Origin of the sequence: Bacteroides sp. DH3716P (assembly GCF_025914115.1) — a bacterium.
GTDB lineage: Bacteria > Bacteroidota > Bacteroidia > Bacteroidales > Bacteroidaceae > Bacteroides > Bacteroides ovatus.
On the sequence record NZ_CP083673.1, the window covers coordinates 4,147,910 to 4,170,850 of the forward strand.

Genomic DNA, 22,941 nt, shown 5'->3' on the forward strand with positions numbered 1-22,941 from the left:
GAAGGGTTGACGGCGAGGCCCGTGGCCGGTGTGGATTGCGTCGAGAAGCAGGAGCGTTGCGGTCTGGCTGCGAGGTGTGCGGGGGGGGTGGGGGAAGTCGGGGGTCGGTATCTTGATACCGCCTACCCCTTGTATTCCTTCAATGATAACAGCGCATGTGTTTCCTTTAGACAATTCCTGCTTCATCGCTTCAATATCGTTGAGCGGGAGATAGGTGACATGACCGTTATTGTTGATAGGGGCGATAATGGAAGGATTGTGAGTCGCTTCTACCGCAAGAGATGTCCGTCCGTGAAACGCCTTATTGAAAGATACGATTTTGGTACGTCCGTTATAGAAGGAAGCCAGCTTCAAAGCGTTTTCGTTCGCTTCGGCTCCACTGTTAATCAGGAACAGGCTGTAGTCTTCGTAACCGGAAATCTTGCCCAGTCGTTCGGCTACCTCTTGTTGGAGCTTGTTGATGACGGAGTTTGAGTAGAAACCAAGTTTAGCCACCTGGTTACTTATCATTGCTGTATAGTGAGGGTGTGCATGTCCGATAGAGATAACGGCATGACCTCCGTAGAGATCCAGATATTCCGTTCCGTTCTCATCCCATACCTTGCAACCGTCGCCCTTGACAATGTTGATGTTATATAAAGGATATACGTCGAATAATTTCATAATAATTAAATGAAGAATTAAGAATGAAGAATGAAGAATTAGGTTACTTCATGGTTCATTTGATTATTTTTGGCAGTTTTGATTGAAGAAACAAGCAGAGCTATGAGTTCTCCACAATCAATCTCCATACTATTAAAAGCATTAGAATCGATATAATCTGAATCTTTTAAAAGATTCAACCAATAGTCGGTTTCATTAGCTTCCTTTAATGATATACTTAGTTTATTAATGAAGTCAGCATTGCTTTGGGCAAATTCGGATTCTCGAATTGAAGCTCCAATAGAAGTGCCGGAACGAAGAATTTGTTTGCTGAGGATGAACTCTTGTTTCATTTCTCGAAGATATTTAGTCATTTGTACAATTCGAAGTGCAAATGAATAGCTTTTTGTATTCAATAATGAATTTGTTCTATTGTGGCAATTCTTCATTCTTCGTTCTTCATTCTTCATTAAAACGCTGAAGGCTTCAAACGTAGTCCTACGGTTTCTTCCAGATTGAACATCAGGTTCATGTTATGAACCGCTTGTCCGCTGGCGCCTTTCAGCAAATTGTCGATACAAGAGATAATCAATAGCTTGTCACCGTGTTTCTCCAGATGTATCAGGCACTTATTAGTATTAACGACTTGTTTCAAGTCAATATTCTTATCTACGATGTGTACAAAGGAGTCTTTTGCATAATATTCCTCATACATACGAACGATTTCTTCCAGCGCTACTTTGGTTTTGACTACCAGCGTTGCAAAGATACCACGGGCGAAATCTCCACGGTATGGAATGAAGTCGATCTCCGCATCGAAACTATTTTGCAGCTGTTTCAGTGATTGCTTGATTTCCGGAACATGCTGGTGCTCGAATGCTTTGTACACACTCATATTGTTGTTTCTCCAACTGAAATGACTGGTAGCACCCGGTTTCACTCCGGCTCCCGTACTTCCTGTAATGGCATTTACCATTACATCATCCGTCAGCATCAGATTCTTGGCAAGCGGAAGCAAACCGAGCTGGATGCAGGTTGCAAAACAGCCGGGATTGGCTACGTGCTTTGCCGTACAAGTGGCACGGCGGTTCAGTTCCGGCAGACCGTAGATAAAGTCGTGGTCGTCGCTCATAATACGGTAGTCCATCGAGAGGTCGATAATCTTCAGGTCTTCCGGTATGTTGTGACTTTCCATGAATTTCTTTGTATCGCCGTGGGCAGTGCAGAAAAAGAGAACGTCGATTTCGTCCAAAGGTAACTGGTCGGTGAATCTTAGATCTGTTTCTCCATACAAGCCTTCGTGTACGTCGGTAATTCTGTTTCCGGCATTACTGCTGCTGTTGATAAATACGATTTCAGTTTCCGGATGGTTGAGCAGCAGACGGATTAATTCGCCTGCTGTATATCCTGCGCCACCAATGATTCCTGCTTTAATCATATCTCTTCGTCTTTGTGGTTATTATAGTAAACACGTAGCGGAGTAGAAGTGACTTTGATAAAGCCTTTGGCGTCTTCGGCTGTCCAGCCTTTCTGCATTTCACCGTATTCTCCGAATTTAGTCTTCACCAGATCGTCTTCCGATTCTACACCTACGGTAGAGAAGGAGAGAGGGCGAAGCTCGAGGATAGCCGTACCGTTTACGTTACGCTGGCTTTCCTGCAACATCGCTTCGATGTCACGCATCACCGGTTCGAGGTATTGGCTTTCGTGGAGGAACATACCGTACCAGTTGGCTACCTGGTCTTTCCAGTATTGTTGCCATTTGCTCAATGTATATTTCTCAAGGAAGCGATGGGCGCCGATAATCAACATCGGGGCGGCTGCTTCGAATCCTACACGGCCTTTGATACCGATAATTGTATCACCCACGTGCATATCACGGCCGATACCGTATGCTGCACCAATCTCTTCCACTTTCTGGATGGCTTTGATCGGGTCGTCAAACTTCTCGTCGTTGACAGCTTTCAGTTCCCCTTTTTTGAAAGTCAGGCGGAGCTGTTCGCTGCCTTCTTTTTCAACATGTTTGAGGTAGGCTGTTTCCGGGAGTCCTTGCGCGGAGTCGAGGATTTCACCACCACAGATAGAAGTACCCCACAAACCTACATTGTAAGAATATTTCAGTTTGGTGAAGTCCGCGCTGAAACCATGTTTGTTCAGATAATCAATTTCTTCCTGACGGCTCAATGCCATGTCACGGGTCAATGTGATGATTTCCACATTGGGAGCCAGTACGAGGAAAGTCATATCGAAACGGATTTGGTCATTGCCTGCTCCGGTAGAACCGTGTGCGATGGCATCCGCACCGATTTCGTTGGCATAACGTGCGATGGCCAATGCCTGGAAAATACGTTCGGAACTAACAGAAATAGGATAAGTACCGTTACGCAGCACATTTCCGAAAACCATGTATTTCAGGCTCTTTTCGTAGTATTCCTGGGTTACGTCCAGCGTCACGTATTTCACTGCTCCCAGTTTATAAGCATTTTCTTCGTTTGTTTTCAGTTGTTCTTCGCTGAAACCACCCGTATTGGCACAAGCTGCATATACTTCGTAACCTTTTTCTTTGGCGAGGTACATGACGGTGAACGATGTGTCCAGTCCGCCGCTGAATGCCACCACTACTTTTTTCTTCTTTTCTTCCATAGTGCTGTATCTTTTAAATGTTATTTCTTTCTTGTTCTTTTTTGATGTTCCGCGGCTCTGTCGGATCGTACAGCATGGCTGTGCAGATGCAGAACTTGCGGTTTTTCGCTACCAGAATATCATGGTTGATACATCCTTCGCATCCTTTCCAGAAAGCTTCGTCGTCTGTCAGTTCGTTGAAGGTGACAGGCACATAACCCAGTTCGGTGTTCATTTTCATGACAGCGGCTCCGGAGGTCAGACTGAATATTTTTGCTTTCGGCCATCGGAGACGTGCCAGTTGGAAAGAAGCTTGTTTGATGCGTTTTGCCAGTCCTAATCCACGGAAATCGGGATGAACGATCAGACCGGAAGTAGCCACATACTGCTTGTTTCCCCATGATTCGATGTAGGTGAATCCGGCAAAAGTATCGCCACAAAGAGCAATAATCGCCTTGCCTTCTTTCATCTTTGTCGCTACGTATTCGTGTGTACGTTCCGCAATTCCTGTTCCTCGTACGGCGGCAGCATTTCTGATAGTTTCCAAAATAGTGTCAACGTAAACCTCATGTGAGGCGTCGGCTACCATAACATCTATTTGTTGAGTGTCCATTTCTTTATTATATAATAATAGGTATAATTATTCGATATTGGGAATGATGAGTGACAGAAGCTGACGTATTTTGCTGATGGCAACTCCTTCACGCAACACCAACATGATTGTATCGTCACCGGCAATGGTTCCCAGAATTTCACTGAATTCATTGTTGTCGATGTCATACGCCATGCTACTCGCATAACCGGGACGGGTGCGGATAACGGCAATGTTACCGGAAAACTGTAAAGAGATAAATCCGTTGTTACGTAACATTTCACCGGCACTCTGGTCGGTAGAACGTTTATACATAATGTTGTTCGGCAGTACATATACGTACTTTCCGTTCATACTGGCAGCCTTGGCTACTTTCAATTGTTTCAAGTCGCGGGAGAGGGTGGCCTGTGTCAGTTCGAAGCCTTCGCGGTTCAGCTCTTGCAGCAGTTCTTCCTGCGAACCGACCTCCTTGCTTGAGATTATCATTTTGATGGCGTCTAACCGATTTGCTTTCTTCTTCATTGTATAATTATTCTAAGAACGGTGCAAAAGTATGCATTATTTCGGAGAAAAGATGCATAAAACCAAAGTTTTTTTGCATAAAAGTGAAAAATATGCTAAACGGTGAGAGCCTGCTTTTTTGTTTTGTGTCAAAATGTATACCCTTTCAATCAAAATACATAAGGAAAGGGAGGAGGGAATCGCCTATCTTTGCCATGTAGGTAAATGGATACCTTAAATATATAGACAGAATACCATGAAACAAAACTTTTTTGCAGTCGACCTGGGCGCAACGAGCGGCCGTACAATCTTAGGAACTTTCATTGAAGGCGGATTAAATCTGGAAGAGATTAATCGTTTTCCTAACCACCTGATTGAAGTGGGTGGACATTTCTATTGGGATATTTATGCATTATATCGTCATATTATTGACGGATTGAAGTTGGTGGCTCATCGTGGCGAATCCATTGCTTCTATCGGTATTGATACCTGGGGAGTGGATTTTGTATGCGTCGGAAAAGACGGTAACTTGCTTCGTCAGCCATACGCGTACCGTGATCCTCATACGGTAGGAGCCCCGGAAGCTCTTTTCTCCCGTATTTCGCGTAGTGAAGTCTATGGCAAAACGGGTATTCAGATTATGAATTTTAATTCACTTTTTCAATTAGATACTTTACGTCGCAATCACGACAGCGCATTGGAGGCGGCAGATAAAATTCTGTTTATGCCGGATGCATTAAGTTATATGCTGACCGGAGAGATGGTGACGGAATATACAATTGCTTCGACAGCGCAGCTGGTAAATGCTCAAACACGTCGTCTGGAACCGGAGCTGTTGAAAGCGGTAGGATTGAGTGAAAAGAATTTCGGACGTTTTGTATTCCCCGGCGAAAAGGTGGGAGTATTGACGGAAGAAGTGCAAAAAATAACCGGACTGGGGGCAATTCCTGTAATTGCAGTAGCCGGCCATGATACCGGTTCTGCTGTTGCTGCCGTTCCGGCATTGGATCGCAACTTTGCTTATTTGAGTAGCGGAACCTGGTCACTGATGGGAGTTGAAACGGATGCTCCGGTGATTAATGCTGAAACGGAAGCGTTGAACTTTACCAATGAAGGCGGGGTGGAAGGAACCATCCGTCTGTTGAAGAATATCTGTGGAATGTGGTTGTTGGAACGTTGTCGTCTGAATTGGGGAGATACAAGCTATCCTGAATTAATCAGTGAGGCGGATGCTTGCGAGCCGTTCCGTAGTCTGATTAATCCGGATGATGATTGTTTCGCGAATCCTGCGGATATGGAAAAAGCCATTGCTGAATATTGCCGGGCTACCGGACAAGCAGTTCCCGAGAAACGTGGACAAGTGGTGCGTTGTATTTTTGAAAGTCTGGCTTTGCGTTATCGTCAGGTATTGGAGAATTTACGTTCGCTTTCTCCTCGTCCGATTGATACATTGCACGTAATTGGCGGCGGTAGCCGGAATGATTTGCTGAACCAGTTTACTGCCAATGCGATAGGAATCCCTGTGGTAGCCGGTCCGTCTGAAGCGACAGCTATCGGTAATGTGATGATTCAGGCAATGGCAGCAGGCGAAGCGACGGATGTTGCCGGTATGCGCCAGTTAATCAATCGCTCTATCCCGTTGAAAACTTATCAGCCGCAAGATACGGAAGCTTGGGATGCGGCTTATATTCATTTTAAGAATTGCGTTCGATAATATATTGAACAACCGACAGAATAATCATTTTTTAAACTAATAGAATATCATGAAAAAAGAAGAACTGATTCAGAAAGCGTATGAGATTGCTGTGGAACGTTATGCAGCAGTAGGTGTAGACACCGAAAAAGTATTGAAAACGATGCAGGATTTTCATCTGTCACTTCACTGCTGGCAGGCTGATGACGTTGCAGGATTTGAAGTACAGGCCGGTTCATTGACCGGAGGCATTCAGGCAACTGGTAATTATCCGGGCAAAGCTCGTAATATTGACGAACTGCGTGCTGACATCTTGAAAGCTGCTTCTTATATTCCGGGTACTCATCGTCTGAACTTACACGAGATCTATGGAGATTTTCAGGGGAAGGTGGTAGACCGTGATGAGGTAGAACCGGAACATTTCAAGAGCTGGATCGAATGGGGTAAAGAACACAACATGAAGCTTGACTTTAACTCTACCTCTTTCTCTCATCCAAAATCAGGTGATTTGTCACTTTCTAATCCCGATGAAGGCATCCGTCAGTTCTGGATTGAACATACAAAACGTTGCCGTGCAGTTGCAGAAGCAATGGGTGAAGCACAGGGTGATCCGTGTATCATGAATCTATGGGTACATGACGGAAGCAAGGATATTACGGTAAACCGTATGAAATATCGTGCATTGCTGAAAGATTCTTTGGATCAGATCTTCGCTACCGAATATAAGAATATGAAGGATTGTATCGAATCTAAAGTGTTCGGTATCGGTCTGGAAAGCTATACAGTAGGTTCTAATGACTTCTATATTGGTTATGGTGCTTCTCGTAACAAGATGATTACGTTGGATACCGGTCACTTCCATCCGACAGAAAGTGTAGCCGATAAAGTTTCTTCACTGTTGCTTTATGTGCCTGAATTGATGTTGCACGTAAGCCGTCCGGTTCGTTGGGATTCAGACCACGTTACTATTATGGATGACCCGACTATGGATCTGTTCAGCGAAATCGTCCGTTGCGGTGCTCTGGATCGTGTACATTATGGTCTTGACTATTTCGATGCATCTATCAACCGTATCGGTGCTTATGTAATTGGTAGCCGTGCTGCACAGAAATGTATGACTCGTGCTCTGCTCGAACCGATTGCCAAATTGCGCGAATACGAAGCAAACGGACAGGGATTCCAGCGTCTGGCTCTGCTCGAAGAAGAAAAAGCGCTGCCTTGGAATGCTGTTTGGGATATGTTCTGCTTGAAGAACAATGTTCCTGTAGGTGAAGATTTCATTGCAGAAATTGAAAAGTACGAAGCCGAAGTAACTTCTAAACGATAAGTTATGGAAATTTTAATCGGCTTATTGATTATAGCCATCGGTAGCTTTTGCCAGTCCAGTTCTTATGTGCCTATTAAGAAGGTAAAGGAATGGAGCTGGGAAAGCTTCTGGTTAATACAAGGTGTATTTGCCTGGTTAGTGTTCCCGTTTCTGGGTTCACTACTGGGTGTACCCCAAGAGAGCAGTTTGTTCGACTTGTGGGGAGCGGGAGGTGCTGGAATGAGCATCTTTTATGGTATATTGTGGGGAGTAGGAGGTTTGACTTTCGGACTTTCCATGCGCTATTTGGGGGTTGCACTGGGACAGAGTATCTCATTAGGGACTTGTGCCGGTTTCGGAACCCTTCTTCCGGCTCTTTTTGCAGGTACAAACTTGTTTGAAGGTAACGGGCTGATTCTTTTGTTGGGTGTTTGCATCACGTTGGCAGGTATTGCTATTATCGGGTATGCTGGTAGTTTGCGTGCGCAAAACATGAGCGAAGAAGAAAAACGTGCTGCTGTAAAAGACTTTGCATTGACAAAAGGGTTACTGGTTGCACTCCTGGCCGGTGTCATGAGTGCTTGCTTCGCTTTGGGACTGGATGCAGGAACACCTATCAAGGAAGCTGCCTTAGCCGGTGGAGTGGAAGGACTTTACGCCGGTCTCCCGGTGATTTTCCTGGTTACATTTGGCGGGTTCCTGACAAATGCAGTTTACTGCCTGCAACAGAATGTGGCTAATAAATCAATGGGTGACTATGCTAAAGGAAAAGTCTGGGGCAATAATTTAGTTTTTTGTGCGTTGGCTGGCGTATTATGGTACATGCAGTTCTTCGGACTGGAAATGGGTAAGAGTTTCCTTACGGAAAGTCCGGTATTGCTGGCTTTCTCCTGGTGTATTTTGATGGCATTGAATGTCACATTTAGTAATGTTTGGGGAATTATTCTGAAAGAATGGAAAGGTGTGTCAAACAAGACCATAACTGTGCTGATAGCTGGTCTGATCGTGCTTATCTTCTCATTAGTGTTCCCGAATTTGTTTTAAAAAATTTAGGTATGGATTACATGGATTACGCGGTTTTTTTATAACTTGCGGCAAAATCAGTGTAATCCATGCCTAATTAAAATTATATATAGAATGAAATCAATTTTAGAGAATCGTCCGGGACTTGCTAAAGAAGTAAATAAGGTAGCAGAAGTTGCCGGATACTTGTGGCAGAAAGGATGGGCTGAACGTAACGGTGGTAATATCACTGTTAATATCACAGAGTTTGTAGACGATGAAATTCGTCAGATGAAACCGATCAGTGAAGTTAAATCTATCGGTGTGACTCTTCCTTATCTGAAAGGATGCTATTTCTACTGCAAGGGAACTAATAAACGCATGCGTGATTTAGCTCGTTGGCCGATGGAGAATGGTTCGGTGATCCGCATTATGGATGACTGTGCCAGCTACGTAATTATTGCGGACGAGGCTGTGGCTCCGACATCGGAATTGCCTTCTCACTTGAGCGTACATAATGACCTGTTGAGTAAAAACTCTCCTTATAAAGCATCTGTACATACACACCCGATCGAACTGATTGCCATGACACATTGTCCGAAGTTCCTGGAAAAAGATGTGGCTACTAATTTGTTATGGAGTATGATTCCCGAAACAAAGGCATTCTGCCCGCGTGGTTTGGGTATCATTCCTTATAAATTGCCTAGTTCTGTAGAATTGGCGGAAGCTACCATCAAGGAATTGCAGGATTATGATGTTGTGATGTGGGAGAAACATGGTGTATTTGCAGTTGATTGCGATGCGATGCAGGCGTTCGATCAGATCGATGTACTTAATAAATCGGCTCTCATCTATATCGCAGCGAAAAATATGGGCTTCGAGCCGGATGGTATGAGTCAGGAACAGATGAAAGAAATGACTGTTGCTTTCAATCTGCCTAAATAAAACAACAAATAGCACAACCATGAATCGAATTATTTTAAACGAAACTTCTTACTTCGGTGCCGGATGCCGAAGTGTGATTGCTGTGGAAGCAGCTAGACGTGGCTTTAAGAAAGCCTTTTTTGTAACGGATAAAGACCTTATCAAGTTTGGTGTGGCTGCTGAAATTATTAAAGTATTTGATGAGAACCAGATTCCTTACGAACTTTATAGCGATGTAAAGGCTAACCCTACTATTGCAAATGTGCAAAACGGTGTGGCAGCTTACAAAGCTTCCGGAGCCGATTTTATCGTTGCTTTGGGTGGTGGCTCTTCTATCGATACTGCCAAAGGAATCGGTATTGTTGTGAATAACCCGGATTTTGCGGATGTGAAGTCTCTGGAGGGGGTAGCTGATACCAAACACAAAGCGGTGCCTACTTTCGCGCTGCCTACTACTGCCGGAACAGCTGCCGAGGTAACGATCAATTATGTGATTATTGATGAAGATGCCCGCAAGAAAATGGTTTGCGTAGACCCGAACGACATTCCTGCCGTGGCTATCGTAGACCCTGAACTGATGTACTCAATGCCCAAAGGATTGACTGCAGCTACCGGTATGGATGCTTTGACTCATGCCATCGAAAGTTATATCACTCCGGGTGCCTGGGTAATGAGCGATATGTTCGAATTGAAAGCCATTGAAATGATTGCTCAAAACTTGAAAGCAGCTGTGGATAATGGTAAAGATGTGGCAGCCCGCGAAGCTATGTCACAGGCACAATATATTGCCGGTATGGGATTCTCGAATGTCGGTTTAGGAATTGTTCATTCGATGGCGCATCCGTTAGGTGCGTTCTATGATACTCCTCATGGGGTAGCCAATGCCTTATTGTTGCCGTATGTGATGGAATACAATGCTGAATCTCCGGCAGCTCCGAAATATATCCATATTGCGAAAGCAATGGGAGTGGACACTACCGGGATGAGTGAAGCCGAGGGAGTAAAAGCGGCTGTTGAGGCGGTGAAAGCACTTTCTGCCAGTATCAATATACCGCAAAAATTACATGAAATCAATGTGAAGGAAGAAGATATTCCTGCACTGGCTGTAGCTGCTTTCAATGATGTTTGTACAGGCGGTAATCCTCGTCCTACTTCGGTAGCAGATATCGAAGCTCTATATCGCAAAGCTTTCTAAAGTTAGTTTTTGCGGAAGTTCTTTTCACCACAGATTACACAGATTTACACAGATTATTTTCTAATCGGAAGCCGATATTTAAGAATTAAATCTGTGTAAATCTGTGTAATCTGTGGTGTTTTTCTGAAAATAATTCCTATTTTTGTCCAACTCAATTACATGAAAACACATCGGTATGATCGAGGATAATAGTTTGGGATTGGAATTTAAATATCTGATTGTAAATGACATGGACCGTAAATTCGGTCTGTGGGTGAATACCGTCGGCTATCAGTCTATCCCTCCTGATTCACCTTATCCATTGAAAGAGCATCCCTCCGGTTACTTTTTTAATGCGGAAAAAGGAAGGGTGCTTCGCGAATATCAGTTGGTCTATATCACAAAAGGGCGTGGTTTGTTTTCATCCGATTCCACTTCTGAAAAGCAGGTTTGTAAAGGCCGGCTGATGGTATTGTTTCCCGGGCAATGGCATACTTACCGCCCGTTACGGCAGACTGGTTGGACGGAATATTACATCGGCTTTGAGGGGCCAATGATAGATGCCATCGTTAATGATGCTTTTTTGTCGCAGGAGCAGCAAATATTGGAAATCGGTATTAATGAAGAGTTGGTTTCCTTGTTCTCCCGTGCTCTTGCTGTAGCTGAAGCGGATAAGATTTCTGCGCAACAATATCTTTCCGGGATTGTGCTCCACATGATAGGTATGATTCTTTCTGTCTCCAAGAATAAAGTTTTCGAGATGAGTGATGTGGATCAGAAGATAGAACAGGCGAAAATCATCATGAATGAAAATGTTTCCGGTAATGTAGATCCGGAAGAGTTAGCAATGCGGCTTAACATCAGTTATTCATGGTTTCGACGTGTTTTCAAGGAGTATACTGGTTATGCTCCCGCCAAATATTTCCAGGAATTGAAACTCCGTAAAGCCAAACAAATGTTAGTAGGAACTTCCCAATCCGTGAAAGAGATTTCTTTTTTTCTGGGTTTCCAGTCTACCGAATATTTTTTCTCTTTTTTCAAGAAACGTACAGGGCTTACCCCGTTGGAATATCGTTCGTTCGGACGGGAAGAATAAAATAGGGTGAAGTCTATATCTATCAGTTATTTTGCTCTGATTTTGGGAATATCATAAAAACTGTTACTTTTGTGACGAGATTAATGTGTGCTATAAACCATCATTCTTGATATGCGCGAACAAAGACTATCTAAGATCCATTTTTTTATTCTGCTATCTCTTTTTGGATTTGTATTTCCACTCCGGTCACAGGAATACAAGTTCAGAACATTGGGTGTGGAAGATGGATTGTCGCAAATAACGGTGAGCGATATTTGCCAGGATGAGAAATCGCGTATATGGATTGCCACTCTGGACGGGCTGAATTGTTTCGATGGCAATCACATCAAAGTCTTCAACCACTTTCATAACGACTCTATCAGTTATGGTAATTTATATGTGACTCAAATGGTGGAAGACGGTCAGGGAAGTCTTTTCCTGTTGACCTCTACCGGACTTTTCCAGTTCGACCTTGAAACAGAAAAATATTATATTCTTCCGGTGACTTCTCCCTCCACTCTTGCCAAAGGAAAGACGGGAGTGTGGATTGCAGAAGGAGGGAAACTGTTCTTATACGATAAGAATACCCGCCTCTTGAAACCGATGTATGCCGATTTGCAGCTGCCGGATAGTGGCCCGACGATGGTGGAAGGTTCCGAAGGAAGTCTCTGGATTGCTTTGAAAGAGGGTGGGGTGATGCGTGTAGATACTTGCGGATCGATGTCACTTCACTTGCCCGGAATTAAAGTGATGAAACTGATAAAAAGTAACGACCAGAATATCTGGATTGGTTCGCAGGATCAGGGCGTTTTCTGTTTTTCACCTCAAGGTACGATCATACATCACTATGAATATAATGATAAGAGTGTTTACACGGTTCGGGACGATATGGCGAGAGCGTTATGTCAGGATTTGGAAGGGAATATATGGGTAGGCTACAGAAGTGGATTGAGTAAGATTGAAGTGGCTACCGGGAAAATATTCCATTATCAGGCTGATCCTAACCGGGTGGGTGCTATGTCCAATCGTTCGGTGACGTCTCTTTATACCGACAAACAAGGAACTGTTTGGGTGGGGACTTATTGGGGAGGGGTAAACTTCTTCTCTCCGGAATATCAGCATTTTGTGCATTATCATGCTTCGGACACCGGATTGTCTTTTCCGGTGGTCGGTGCTATGGCAGAAGATAAAGTCGGAAATATCTGGATTTGTACGGAAGGAGGGGGATTAGATTTATATCAACCGGAACAGGGAAAGTTCAAGCATTTTAATGCGCATACGGGATATCATTTCAGTACGGACTACCTGAAAGATGTTGTTTTTGATGAGGCTAATAATTGCTTATGGATTGCAGCCGACTTTACCAATAAGGTGAATTGTTTTCATCTTAATAACTATCGGAATGATATCTATAATCTCGAACCGCTTGGAGAAGAAAGTGTAGGAGAAGCCCTGTTTGCCTTGGCGGATACTCCTCGTAAATTGTATGTCGGGACAACATCCGCTATTGTGAGTTTGGATAAACAGACCTTGAAATCCGAGGTGTTGTTTCATCAGAAGGAACTGTTTACACATAATTATAACACCCTATTGCTTGATTCGAAAAACAGATTATGGTTTGCTGCCGACGACGGTTGTGTAGCCTATGTGATTGATGAAAAGCGGTTTGAAACCTATAGGATAAGTCTGAAGAAACGGGTCAGATCTCAAAAAGAGTTGGTCAATGTTATCTATGAAGATCGAAAGGGAAATATTTGGGTAGGGACACATGGCAACGGACTTTTCTTGCTGGATAAGAAAGAACGTTTGTTTCGTTTACATACTTCTGAAAGTGTGTTGTCGGGAGAAAATATCAGGGTACTGGGGGAAACCCCTTCCGGGAATTTATTGATTGGTACCGGGCATGGATTGTCAATGCTGGAACAGAAAGAGAGGAAAGTGGTAAACTTCAATTCTAAAACCGGATTCCCGCTGACTCTTGTGAACCGGAAATCCATGCATGTATCCCGCAACCATGATATTTATATGGGAGGAGCTACCGGATTGGTAACCATTCGTGAAAGTAGTCTGTATTATCCTCCGAAAATATACGATCTGGAGTTGGCTCATTTGTATGTCAACAACAAAGAGATAACAACAGGCGATCAAACCGGTATTTTAAATAAATCCTTTGCCTATACCGGACGGATCAAATTGAATTACTTGCAAAATGTGTTTTCTATCGGTTTCTCAACAGATAATTTTCTGCATATAGGCGGTGGTGAGGTAGAATATCGGTTGATGGGGTATAATGATGAATGGAGCGAGAACCGTCTGGGAAATGACATTACTTATACAAATATCTCTCCGGGTGATTATGTCTTTGAGATCAGGCTGAAGAACTTCCCGGAAGTAATCAGATCGCTGGATATAACGATTACGCCACCTTTCTATGCTACTTGGTGGGCCTATACTATTTATGTATGCGTGATTCTGACTATTCTATTCTTCATCGTGAGAGAATATAGAATCCGTCTGTTCCTGAAAACTTCATTGGATTTTGAACTTCGCGAGAAACAATACATTGAAGAGATGAATCAATCCAAACTTCGTTTCTTCACGAATATCTCGCATGAAATCAGAACTCCGATCACTCTTATCCTAGGGCAGGTTGATCTGTTGCTGAATTCCGGCAAATTGTCTACCTATGCTTATTCGAAACTGTTGAATATACATAAAAATGCAGGTAACCTGAAATCATTGATTACGGAGTTGCTTGATTTCCGGAAACAGGAGCAGGGACTTTTGAAACTGAAAGTTTCTCAATTTGACTTATATTCTTTGCTCAAAGAGCATTATGTATTGTTTAAGGAGTTGGCTGCTAACAGGAATATTTCGTTTGTTTTGCATGCCGACTGCGAGCAATGCCTCGTGTGGGGAGACCGGATGCAAATACAGAAGGTGGTTAATAACTTGCTGTCTAATGCTTTTAAATATACTTCAGACGGTGGAACTATCCGTATGGAATTGGCTGATGGAACGGAGGAATGTATGTTTTCCGTTTCCGATAATGGTGCGGGAATATCCGAGGAAGACTATGTTAAGATATTCGAGCGGTTCTATCAGGTTGAGAATATAGGACAGTATGGAGGAACTGGTATCGGGCTGGCTTTGAGTCAGGGTATTGTGAAAGCCCACCAGGGAGATATAACAGTAGAAAGTCAGCTGGGAAAAGGTTCTTGTTTTAAGGTCACTCTGAAAAAAGGGGATGCTCACTTTGATTCTTCTGTCGCCCGGGTTGAACCGGAGCAGGATAAGGAATATATTTATTATTCGGAAGACAAAGAACTGCTGGTTAAAGAGGTGCAGTCAGCCCAAAGTGAAAGCGGGACTACTGACTGTAAATTACTGGTGATTGATGATAATGAAGAAATCAGAAATATCCTTGTAGATATCTTCTCTCCGTTGTATACGGTTGAAACAGCAAGTGATGGCAAGGAAGGGTACGAGAAAGTAAAGGTAATGCAACCCGACCTGGTTATTTCGGATATCATGATGCCCGGAATGCCCGGAACAGAGTTATGTGCCAAGATCAAGAACAATATAGAAACCTGCCATATCCCTGTCGTTCTTCTGACTGCCCTTAGTGCGCCGGAACGTGAATTGGAAGGATTGAGAATTGGAGCGGATATTTATGTGGTGAAGCCGTTTAATATGCGGCGGCTGGTGATGCAATGCAATAATCTGATTAATACCCGCAGACTTTTACAGAATAAATATGCCCATCAGCTGGATAGCAAAGCGGAGAAGATTGCAACGAATGAACTCGATCAGAGGTTTATCGAACAAGCGACGCAGGTAGTGGAAGATAATATGGAAAATCCCGAATTCAGTGTAGATGTCTTCTCACGTGAGATGGGGGTGGGACGTACTGTCTTATTCCAGAAGATAAAAGGTATCACGGGAAGTACGCCAAATAATTTTATCATGAATCTGCGTCTGAAAAAAGCGGCATATTTTCTGCAGAATTCTCCGGAAATGAATATATCGGATATTGCTTACCGGTTAGGATTTGGAAATCCTCAATACTTCAATAAATGCTTTAAAGAACTTTTTGATATTGCTCCTACGCAATACCGAAAAGCTCATAATACCTCCTCCGAACCCTCTGTGAAGTGATTAAAATAAGTCATCTGAATTTTTAGACTAGATAAAACGAACAATTCGATAGGGTGCAATATATTCAAATGCGATACTTTTGTGGCGTTGGATAATGCCAGCTTGTACTTGAGTTTTCTTTGGTTAGGTGTGTCCGCACACACTTTCATTTGGTAGACCGGGTGCTGTGTAATCTTTATTCTAATATAATAATTATTGTGTAGTATTATGAAAGACAAATATCCATATAATAAATAAAAGACAACATCTTATTGGAGAGAATCAATATATTTTCCCCAATTAATTAAGTAGTGAGTAAAACCTTGATAATTAACCAATTTAATTTTATTCTAGTTATGAAAAATTTGCAGAGTAGGACAAAAGTGCGGTTGCTTCAGTCGTTCCTTTTGATTTCCTTGAGTCTCTTTTTCCTTGTCAATCCGGCTTATGCTCAAGGCGGGTTTGCAGTGAAGGGAGTTATTGTGGATAAAACAGGATTTCCTTTGCCTGGCGCCAATGTGATGGAAAAGGGAACATCTAATGGAACAATTACAGATTTAGATGGTAATTTCTCATTGAATGTTTCGAAGAAGGGAGTTACTTTGACTGTATCATTCATGGGATATACCCCTAAAGATGTGGTAGTGAAAGATAAAACAATGAATATTACGCTTGAAGAGAACTCTAAGCTATTGGACGAAGTAGTGGTAGTGGGTTACGGTACGATGAAAAAGCGTGATGTAACAGGAGCTATTACTTCCATCTCAAGCGAGGCCATTGAGCAAAAAATGGCTACTAATGTTTTTGAAGCATTGCAGGGTACTACTGCCGGTGTACAGGTGGTGTCCGGTTCCGGACAGCCCGGTGAATCTTCTTCTATCAAAATTCGTGGTACTTCCACTTTCTCTGCCGAAGGGGTTACTCCTCTTTATATCGTAGACGGTGTGCCTTTGGAAAGTATCGATGGTATCAATACCAATGATATTACTTCTATGGAGATTTTGAAGGATGCCGCTTCTGCAGCTATCTACGGTTCCCGTTCGGCGAACGGTGTGATTATTATCACTACTAAAAGTGGGCAGGAAGGTAAAGCCCGTATTGATATCAAGTATAATCACTCATGGGGTACATTGTCTCACAAGGTGCCACAGGCAAACCGTAAAGAACGTTTGTTGTACGACCAATATCGTAAAGAGTATTTTGAAACATACGGCGGAGGTAATCCGGATGAAAGTAGTGATATACTGAATGATCCGTTGAACTCTTTCTTTAATGTGGATAACGATTATCTGGACATGATTACAAGCACTGCACAAAAAGATCAGGTGGATATCAGTGTAGGTGGTGGTACAAAGAAACTGAAATATTTCATCAATACCGGTTATTATAATGAGAAAGGTATTATTTCCAATACAGGTTTCCAGAGATTAAATACTCGTATCAACTCCGATTATTCACCGACAGACTGGATGAATATGGGTAGCCGTATTTCTTTGACTTATTCTAAAAAGAAAGGTCTGAATGAAGGTACTTTATTGAGCGCAGTGTTGACTCGTCGTCCTTATTTCAATACTTATTATCCGGATGGCTCTTTGGTCGGAGTGTTTAACGGTCAGAAGAACCCTATTGCGCAGGTCAATTATACCACCGACTTTACTGATTCTTATAAGGCTAACTTCTTCCAGTTCTTTGAAATCAAATTCAACAAGTATTTGAAGTTTAGAGCCAATATTAATGCCAACTTCTATCTGGATAAACGCAAAAAACTCGAACCGAGTCTTATCACCGACGAATGGCAGAAACAGAATAAAGGTTATTCTTATAATTACCTGAACTGGAACTGGATGAATGAAGACATCCTTACTTATGCACGCAAAATAAAAGATCATAATTTTACGGCCATGGTAGGTGTTAGTGCACAGCAGTGGCGTTATGAAAACGAAACATTTGTGGGGATAAACTCGTCTACAGATTTTATCTATACAATGAATGCTTTTGCCGCAAACCTGGATTTGTCATCTACAGGCTCCACATTAAGCAATCACTCTATGGCTTCCATTTTTGCCCGTGTGACTTATGATTATAAAGGAAGATATTTGCTCAATGCCATTATGCGTCGTGACGGTTCTTCTCGTTTTGCCAAAGAGAACAAATGGGGTAATTTCCCTTCCGTATCTGTGGGATGGCGCTTCTCGGATGAGAAATTCATGAAATTCTCGAAAAAGTTTCTCGAAGATGGTAAGATCCGTGCAAGTTTCGGTATCACGGGTAACGAAGCAATCGGCAACTACGACTATATCTACTCTTATTCTCCGAATTCTATTTATGACGGAGTGGGTGGCGTTATTCCGACTCGTATCGGTAAAGACAATCTGAAATGGGAGGAAACTAAACAATTCAACCTTGGTCTGGACTTGAATTTCTGGAATAGCCGTTTGACAATCACTGCCGATTATTACGATAAATATACAGACGGTTTGCTGGCAAACTACCAATTGCCTAAAGAATCCGGTTTTGCATATATGAAAACCAATGTCGGTGAAATGAGTAACCGAGGCTTTGAAATAGCTGTTACCGGTGATATTATCCGCACGAAGGACTGGAAGTGGAATGCTTCTTTCAATATCTCCAGAAACGTCAACCGTATTGAGAAGCTGTCTGAAGGTAAGGCATATATGGAAGGTGATATCTGGTGGATGCAGGAAGGTGGCCGTGTGGGTGACTTCTACGGATTTAAAAGCGCCGGTGTCTTTGCATACGACGAATCGAATGCTTTTACTGATAAATGGGAACAACTGACTCCGGTGTTTGAGAATGGTGTATTCCAGTACAAATATTTGTTGGATGGAAAGGAATATGCAGGTAATATCCGTCAGAAAACGTTGCCGAACGGCAAACCGTTCCGTGGGGGAGATTACAACTGGGAGGAACCGGAAGGAACCCGTGACGGTGTGATTGATGATAATGACCGTATGGTGATCGGTAATGCCATGCCTGATGTAACCGGTGGTTTGAATACAACGGTGACTTGGAAGAATTTGAGTTTATACTTAGGATTCTATTATTCATTGGGAGGACAGATTTATAATGCAGCCGAACATAATCGTAATATGTTCAAATACACCGGAACTACTCCTTCACCGGAAGTCATCCATAATATGTGGTTGCATCCGGGTGACCAGGCAATCTATCCGCGTCCGTATAATGATGATTACAACAATGCCCGTATGGGTAACTCGTTCTATCTGGAAGATGCTTCATTTATTCGTTTGCAGAACATACGTGTAGCATACGATCTTCCTGAAAACTGGATAAAGAAGCTGATGTTGAAGAATATAAATATCTACGCTTTTGTAAACAACGCCTTGACATGGACCAACTATTCGGGATTCGATCCTGAATTCTCTACCAACAATCCTCTGCAGGTAGGTAAAGACTCTTACCGTTATCCGAGAAAGAGAGAATATGGTATTGGTTTTTCTGCAAACTTTTAATTGAAGATATCGTATGAAGAATATAAAATATTTTGTTGGAGCTGTATGCCTGGCTCTATCGTTGAATAGCTGTTCAGACTTTCTGAATGAGGAACCGGTAAGTGAAATTCCGGCAGGTGACATGTGGCAGACTGCCCGTGACGCTAAGGCAGGTATAAATGAAATCTATGGATTGTTACGTTCCACTTTACGGGAGAACTATTTCTATTGGGGGGAGTTCCGTTCGGATAATGTAGCTCCCGGAGCACCGGTAATGGCCGATCAGGCACGTGTTATCAACAACCTAATGTCTACGGATGAGAAATGTGCAAAGTGGACGACTCTGTATCAGATGATTAACCAGGCAAATCTGGCTATTAAATATGTTCCTAATATCAGTATGCCTGATGTGGCAGACCGAAATGACTATCTCGGACAAGCTTATGCATTGCGTGCTTTGGCCTACTTCTATGCTATCCGTGTTTGGGGAGACGTACCTTTGTTTACAGAACCTACTGAAAAGTATTCGGAAGCCATCTACAAAGAGCGTACGGATAAAAACTACATTTTGGAACATGTCATTCTTCCGGACCTGAAGAAAGCGGAAAGCCTGATTAACCGTAACAAGAATTACGAACGCAAACGCATTTCTATCTGTGGCGTATGGGCCATCATGGCGGATGCTTATATGTGGGCTAAAGAATATAATCTGGCCGACCAGACCATCGATAAGATGGCGACTATCGCTTCTAAAAAGGGCGGTCGTTTTGTAGACTTCGAACCTAACATTGCTACTTGGCATACCATGTTTACGGAAGAGCTGACTAATAAACCTTCTGATGATACACCGGAAAATGATGAATATAACTCCAGAGAGTTTATTTTCCTTGTTCATTTCAACATGGATGAAGTCGGCACGAATGGTTACAGTTACATGTATCAATGGTTTTCCGGTTCAGGGAATCGTGCGGCAGTCATGTCTGATAAGTTTATGAGTATCTTTGATGAAAAGGATATGAAAGGTGATTTACGCAAAGATTATACGGTGAAGAATTACCAAAATGGAAATGAATTGCGTAAATATATGGCAGGTGACATCAGTAACTCTTTGAATAAGACATGCGAAGTAGCCTATCCAATCTATCGTTACACAGATATGATGTTGTTGCAAGCTGAAGCTCGTGCTCATCAGGGAAAATGGGGGGAAGCTTTGGATTTAGTAAAAACTGTACGTGACCGTGCCGGATTGAATACACTGACTGAAAATGATTTTGCTTCAGAAGAAGAGGTAGTCAATTATATCTTGCGTGAACGTCAGGTGGAGTTAGCTGGCGAAGGACGCCGTTGGTTTGATTTACTGCGTACCGAAAAGTGGAAGGAAGTGATGAAACCTATTAACGGAATGGAGCAGGATGGCAATGAACTTTTCCCGATCCACTATTCACATATCTTGGAAAATCCGAAGATTGTGCAGAATACGTATTATGGTAATACTAACAACTAAAAAAGGTAGAAGCAATGAAAAAGACAATATTATATAAGACTCTTTTCTTTTGTTGGACAATTTTGGCATTGACCGGTTGTGATCTGGACTTGCAAAAGAACTATGATTATGAGCCTTCGGTGGATGATCCGTATGTAAAAGTGACAGCGTGGGAATATTTTCAGGATCACAAAGATATGTTCTCGGAGTTGATAGCAGCTATTGAATATACAGGCTTAAAGGACTATTATACCCAGACTGATAATAAATATACTTTTCTGGCTTTGAATAATGCCGGTATGCAGCTTTATCGGGAGAATGAATTTGCAGGCGTAGCTTCCATTACAGATTGTGATAAAGAAAAGGTGAAGAATATGTTGCTTTATCATATTGTAGATGGAGAATATAGTTCTTATGGGCAATTGCAGGTAGAACCGATGTTCGTCTTAACTATGCTGAAAGGTGAGACTGGATTGATGACAATGTCTGTTTGGAAAAATCCATGGCAGGCTGCAGTAGGTAAGATTCTGGTGAATCAGACCGGAAGCAACGGAAAATCTCCGCAACGACAAGCTAAGACTAGCAATATTCTGCCGACAAACGGTGTGATTCATATATTTGAGAACTATTGCAAATATTCCAAATAACCACAGTTAATTAAAAAGAGAACTAATTATGATTCGTAAAATATATACCTTATTAATATTAGGACTTTGCTTGGGCTTTGCTGCCTGTGGCGACGATAATGATGGATTGGATCCTAATGCAGCGGCTCCTGTGATTAATTTTCCTATGGAGCAGCTGGACGTTGATTTGAATAAAGTAGACAATCTGCCGGTAGTGGCTGTTATTAAATCACAGGCAGGGCTTCAGAGCGTGACAATGAAATTGCAGACGGTGGAGGGAGTGACAGAATATAAAACTGTAACCGACTTTTTCAATCCCAACTCGTATAGCTTGTCTGAAAACTTGGAGTACAATGCAAATTATGAAGCTTTTATCATTGAAGCTACAGATAAACTGAATCATGTTACGAGTGGGACTTTACCAATTGCTGTTACCGATGTAATGGCACGTCCTGTCATTACATTCGATCCGGAAGAGATTGTATATGATGAGATGGATGAAAATCCGGTAATTCCCCGTACTACTTTCGAAGTTGTTTCGGAAGCCGGCTTGAAGGTTGTGGAAGTGTATTTGGTATCTGCCACCGGACAGGAATCAAAAGGAAGTGTGGAACTGAATGGCAAAAAGGATTTCTCGTATGACGAGATGATTAATTACAAAGAAGGCGATAAAGGTTTCAAAGTAAAAGCAGTGGATATATATGATAATGTGACCATTTCAACTTTACCTGTGGAATATAGAACAGTGCCAATACCTGTATTGACTTTGCCTGAATTGCCTATTTTTGCTACAACAGATGCAAAACAGGGAGTGCCGGTGAAGGTCGAATCTGTACGAGGAGTTCACGAAGTAATTATTTACCGTATTGAAAACGGACAGGAAATCGAAGTCTTACGGGAACAGAAGAATGGTGAGAAACAATTGGATTACACTCCGGAAATTGATTTTACTGAAACTACGTCTCAAATTAAAGTGGTGGTTTCTGATGGGAGAGTGGGAAAAGAAGCTGTCGGAACTGTGAAAGCATATGTAAATATGGATGTTGCCACAGTGAATATATCTAGTAAGACTTTTGCTAATAGTGCGCACGAAAAATATCCGGATGCTTATGGTTTGTTATCTTTCAAAGATTTAAAAACGTATTCTGTTGATTATGCATTAGCTAGTGCGGATAATGCGAAGAATGTTGATTTGAAATTCTATTGTATGGGAAAAGGTAAGGACGTTCCTTCAGAGCCTCGTCTGTATTCTATAAATGCTACAAAAACAAATGAATATACAGGCTCCGGTGGGGTATCTTTGAACACCGCGGCTGTGAAGAATAAGACTATGATAGCTAAACTTTCCGGCTTTGATTATGATAATGCAACAGTTACTTCTATAGCTTCTGAAATATCAGCTAGTTTGATTGTGAAAGAAGAACTGATTCCTATAGCGGAGGGAGATATTATTGCCTTTAAAACAGCATCGACTTCTGCAGCAGGTGGAAACAGAATCGGAGTGATGAAAATCATTAGTATGACACCATCTATTGGTGAAGGTGTACTGAAGCCCGGAGATACAACAGCTCGTGTATTAACTGTTGAAATCAAATTCCCTAAGAAGAAGTAAGCAGGGTAGTATTACCTACCGCCTGAAGTCTTAATAGAAAACTTCTTTTCTATTAAGACTAAACTTCCCTTTCATTAGG

17 protein-coding genes are annotated in these 22,941 nt (G+C 42.4%); 11 read left to right on the forward strand and 6 right to left on the reverse strand.

Annotated features, from left to right (window positions below; genetic code table 11):
* The 6 genes from KQP79_RS15650 to KQP79_RS15675 all read right to left on the reverse strand — a co-directional run.
* The coding region (locus tag KQP79_RS15650) for an aspartate aminotransferase family protein (RefSeq protein ID WP_264386538.1) at nucleotides 1-663 on the reverse strand (663 nt) is incomplete at its 3' end.
* Between the two features lie 38 nt (nucleotides 664-701).
* Entirely contained in the window at nucleotides 702-1,112 is a 411-nt protein-coding gene (locus KQP79_RS15655; protein WP_004310471.1) for a four helix bundle protein, read from the reverse strand.
* Nucleotides 1,112-2,080, reverse strand: a complete 969-nt coding sequence (gene argC / locus KQP79_RS15660) for an N-acetyl-gamma-glutamyl-phosphate reductase (protein WP_004310469.1) — start codon at nucleotides 2,078-2,080, stop codon at nucleotides 1,112-1,114. The genes KQP79_RS15655 and argC overlap by 1 nt, the downstream gene beginning before the upstream one ends.
* Nucleotides 2,077-3,285: an argininosuccinate synthase gene (locus KQP79_RS15665; RefSeq protein ID WP_008645222.1), complete on the reverse strand. Its 1,209-nt coding sequence runs from the start codon at nucleotides 3,283-3,285 to the stop codon at nucleotides 2,077-2,079. The genes argC and KQP79_RS15665 overlap by 4 nt, the downstream gene beginning before the upstream one ends.
* A gap of 13 nt (nucleotides 3,286-3,298) precedes the next feature.
* A complete protein-coding gene (locus KQP79_RS15670) occupies nucleotides 3,299-3,877 on the reverse strand; it encodes a GNAT family N-acetyltransferase (RefSeq protein ID WP_004299851.1) in 579 nt (192 codons plus the stop codon).
* A 27-nt stretch (nucleotides 3,878-3,904) separates the two neighbouring features.
* Nucleotides 3,905-4,378, reverse strand: a complete 474-nt coding sequence (locus KQP79_RS15675) for an arginine repressor (protein WP_004310466.1) — start codon at nucleotides 4,376-4,378, stop codon at nucleotides 3,905-3,907.
* Between the two features lie 235 nt (nucleotides 4,379-4,613).
* Here KQP79_RS15675 and rhaB point away from each other — a divergent pair, with 235 nt between their 5' ends.
* The 11 genes from rhaB (at nucleotide 4,614) to KQP79_RS15730 (ending at nucleotide 22,862) form a co-directional block, all read left to right on the forward strand.
* Nucleotides 4,614-6,071 (forward strand): rhamnulokinase, encoded by a 1,458-nt coding sequence (rhaB, locus tag KQP79_RS15680; protein WP_061448001.1) that lies wholly within the window; start codon nucleotides 4,614-4,616, stop codon nucleotides 6,069-6,071.
* A gap of 49 nt (nucleotides 6,072-6,120) precedes the next feature.
* Entirely contained in the window at nucleotides 6,121-7,377 is a 1,257-nt protein-coding gene (locus tag KQP79_RS15685) for an L-rhamnose isomerase (protein WP_061448002.1), read from the forward strand.
* A gap of 3 nt (nucleotides 7,378-7,380) precedes the next feature.
* Nucleotides 7,381-8,400 (forward strand): L-rhamnose/proton symporter RhaT, encoded by a 1,020-nt coding sequence (rhaT, locus tag KQP79_RS15690; protein WP_008776397.1) that lies wholly within the window; start codon nucleotides 7,381-7,383, stop codon nucleotides 8,398-8,400.
* 93 nt (nucleotides 8,401-8,493) lie between these two features.
* Nucleotides 8,494-9,303: a rhamnulose-1-phosphate aldolase gene (gene rhaD, locus KQP79_RS15695; protein WP_061448003.1), complete on the forward strand. Its 810-nt coding sequence runs from the start codon at nucleotides 8,494-8,496 to the stop codon at nucleotides 9,301-9,303.
* 19 nt (nucleotides 9,304-9,322) lie between these two features.
* Nucleotides 9,323-10,477, forward strand: a complete 1,155-nt coding sequence (gene fucO / locus KQP79_RS15700; protein ID WP_004299884.1) for a lactaldehyde reductase — start codon at nucleotides 9,323-9,325, stop codon at nucleotides 10,475-10,477.
* 175 nt (nucleotides 10,478-10,652) lie between these two features.
* Complete coding sequence (locus KQP79_RS15705; RefSeq protein ID WP_004304986.1) at nucleotides 10,653-11,552, forward strand: AraC family transcriptional regulator; 900 nt, start codon at nucleotides 10,653-10,655, stop codon at nucleotides 11,550-11,552.
* Nucleotides 11,553-11,663: 111 nt separating this feature from the next.
* Nucleotides 11,664-15,689, forward strand: coding sequence for a two-component regulator propeller domain-containing protein (locus KQP79_RS15710; protein ID WP_138343208.1), 4,026 nt, complete (start codon nucleotides 11,664-11,666; stop codon nucleotides 15,687-15,689).
* Nucleotides 15,690-16,024: 335 nt separating this feature from the next.
* Nucleotides 16,025-19,162 carry a SusC/RagA family TonB-linked outer membrane protein gene (locus tag KQP79_RS15715; RefSeq protein WP_008018357.1) on the forward strand — a complete coding sequence of 1,046 codons (3,138 nt, stop codon included), beginning with the start codon at nucleotides 16,025-16,027 and terminating at the stop codon, nucleotides 19,160-19,162.
* Between the two features lie 13 nt (nucleotides 19,163-19,175).
* Nucleotides 19,176-20,645, forward strand: a complete 1,470-nt coding sequence (locus tag KQP79_RS15720; RefSeq protein ID WP_004310457.1) for a RagB/SusD family nutrient uptake outer membrane protein — start codon at nucleotides 19,176-19,178, stop codon at nucleotides 20,643-20,645.
* 14 nt (nucleotides 20,646-20,659) lie between these two features.
* Entirely contained in the window at nucleotides 20,660-21,271 is a 612-nt protein-coding gene (locus KQP79_RS15725; protein ID WP_004310456.1) for a fasciclin domain-containing protein, read from the forward strand.
* A gap of 28 nt (nucleotides 21,272-21,299) precedes the next feature.
* Nucleotides 21,300-22,862: a hypothetical protein gene (locus KQP79_RS15730; RefSeq protein WP_004310455.1), complete on the forward strand. Its 1,563-nt coding sequence runs from the start codon at nucleotides 21,300-21,302 to the stop codon at nucleotides 22,860-22,862.
* Nucleotides 22,863-22,941: the final 79 nt, after the last annotated feature.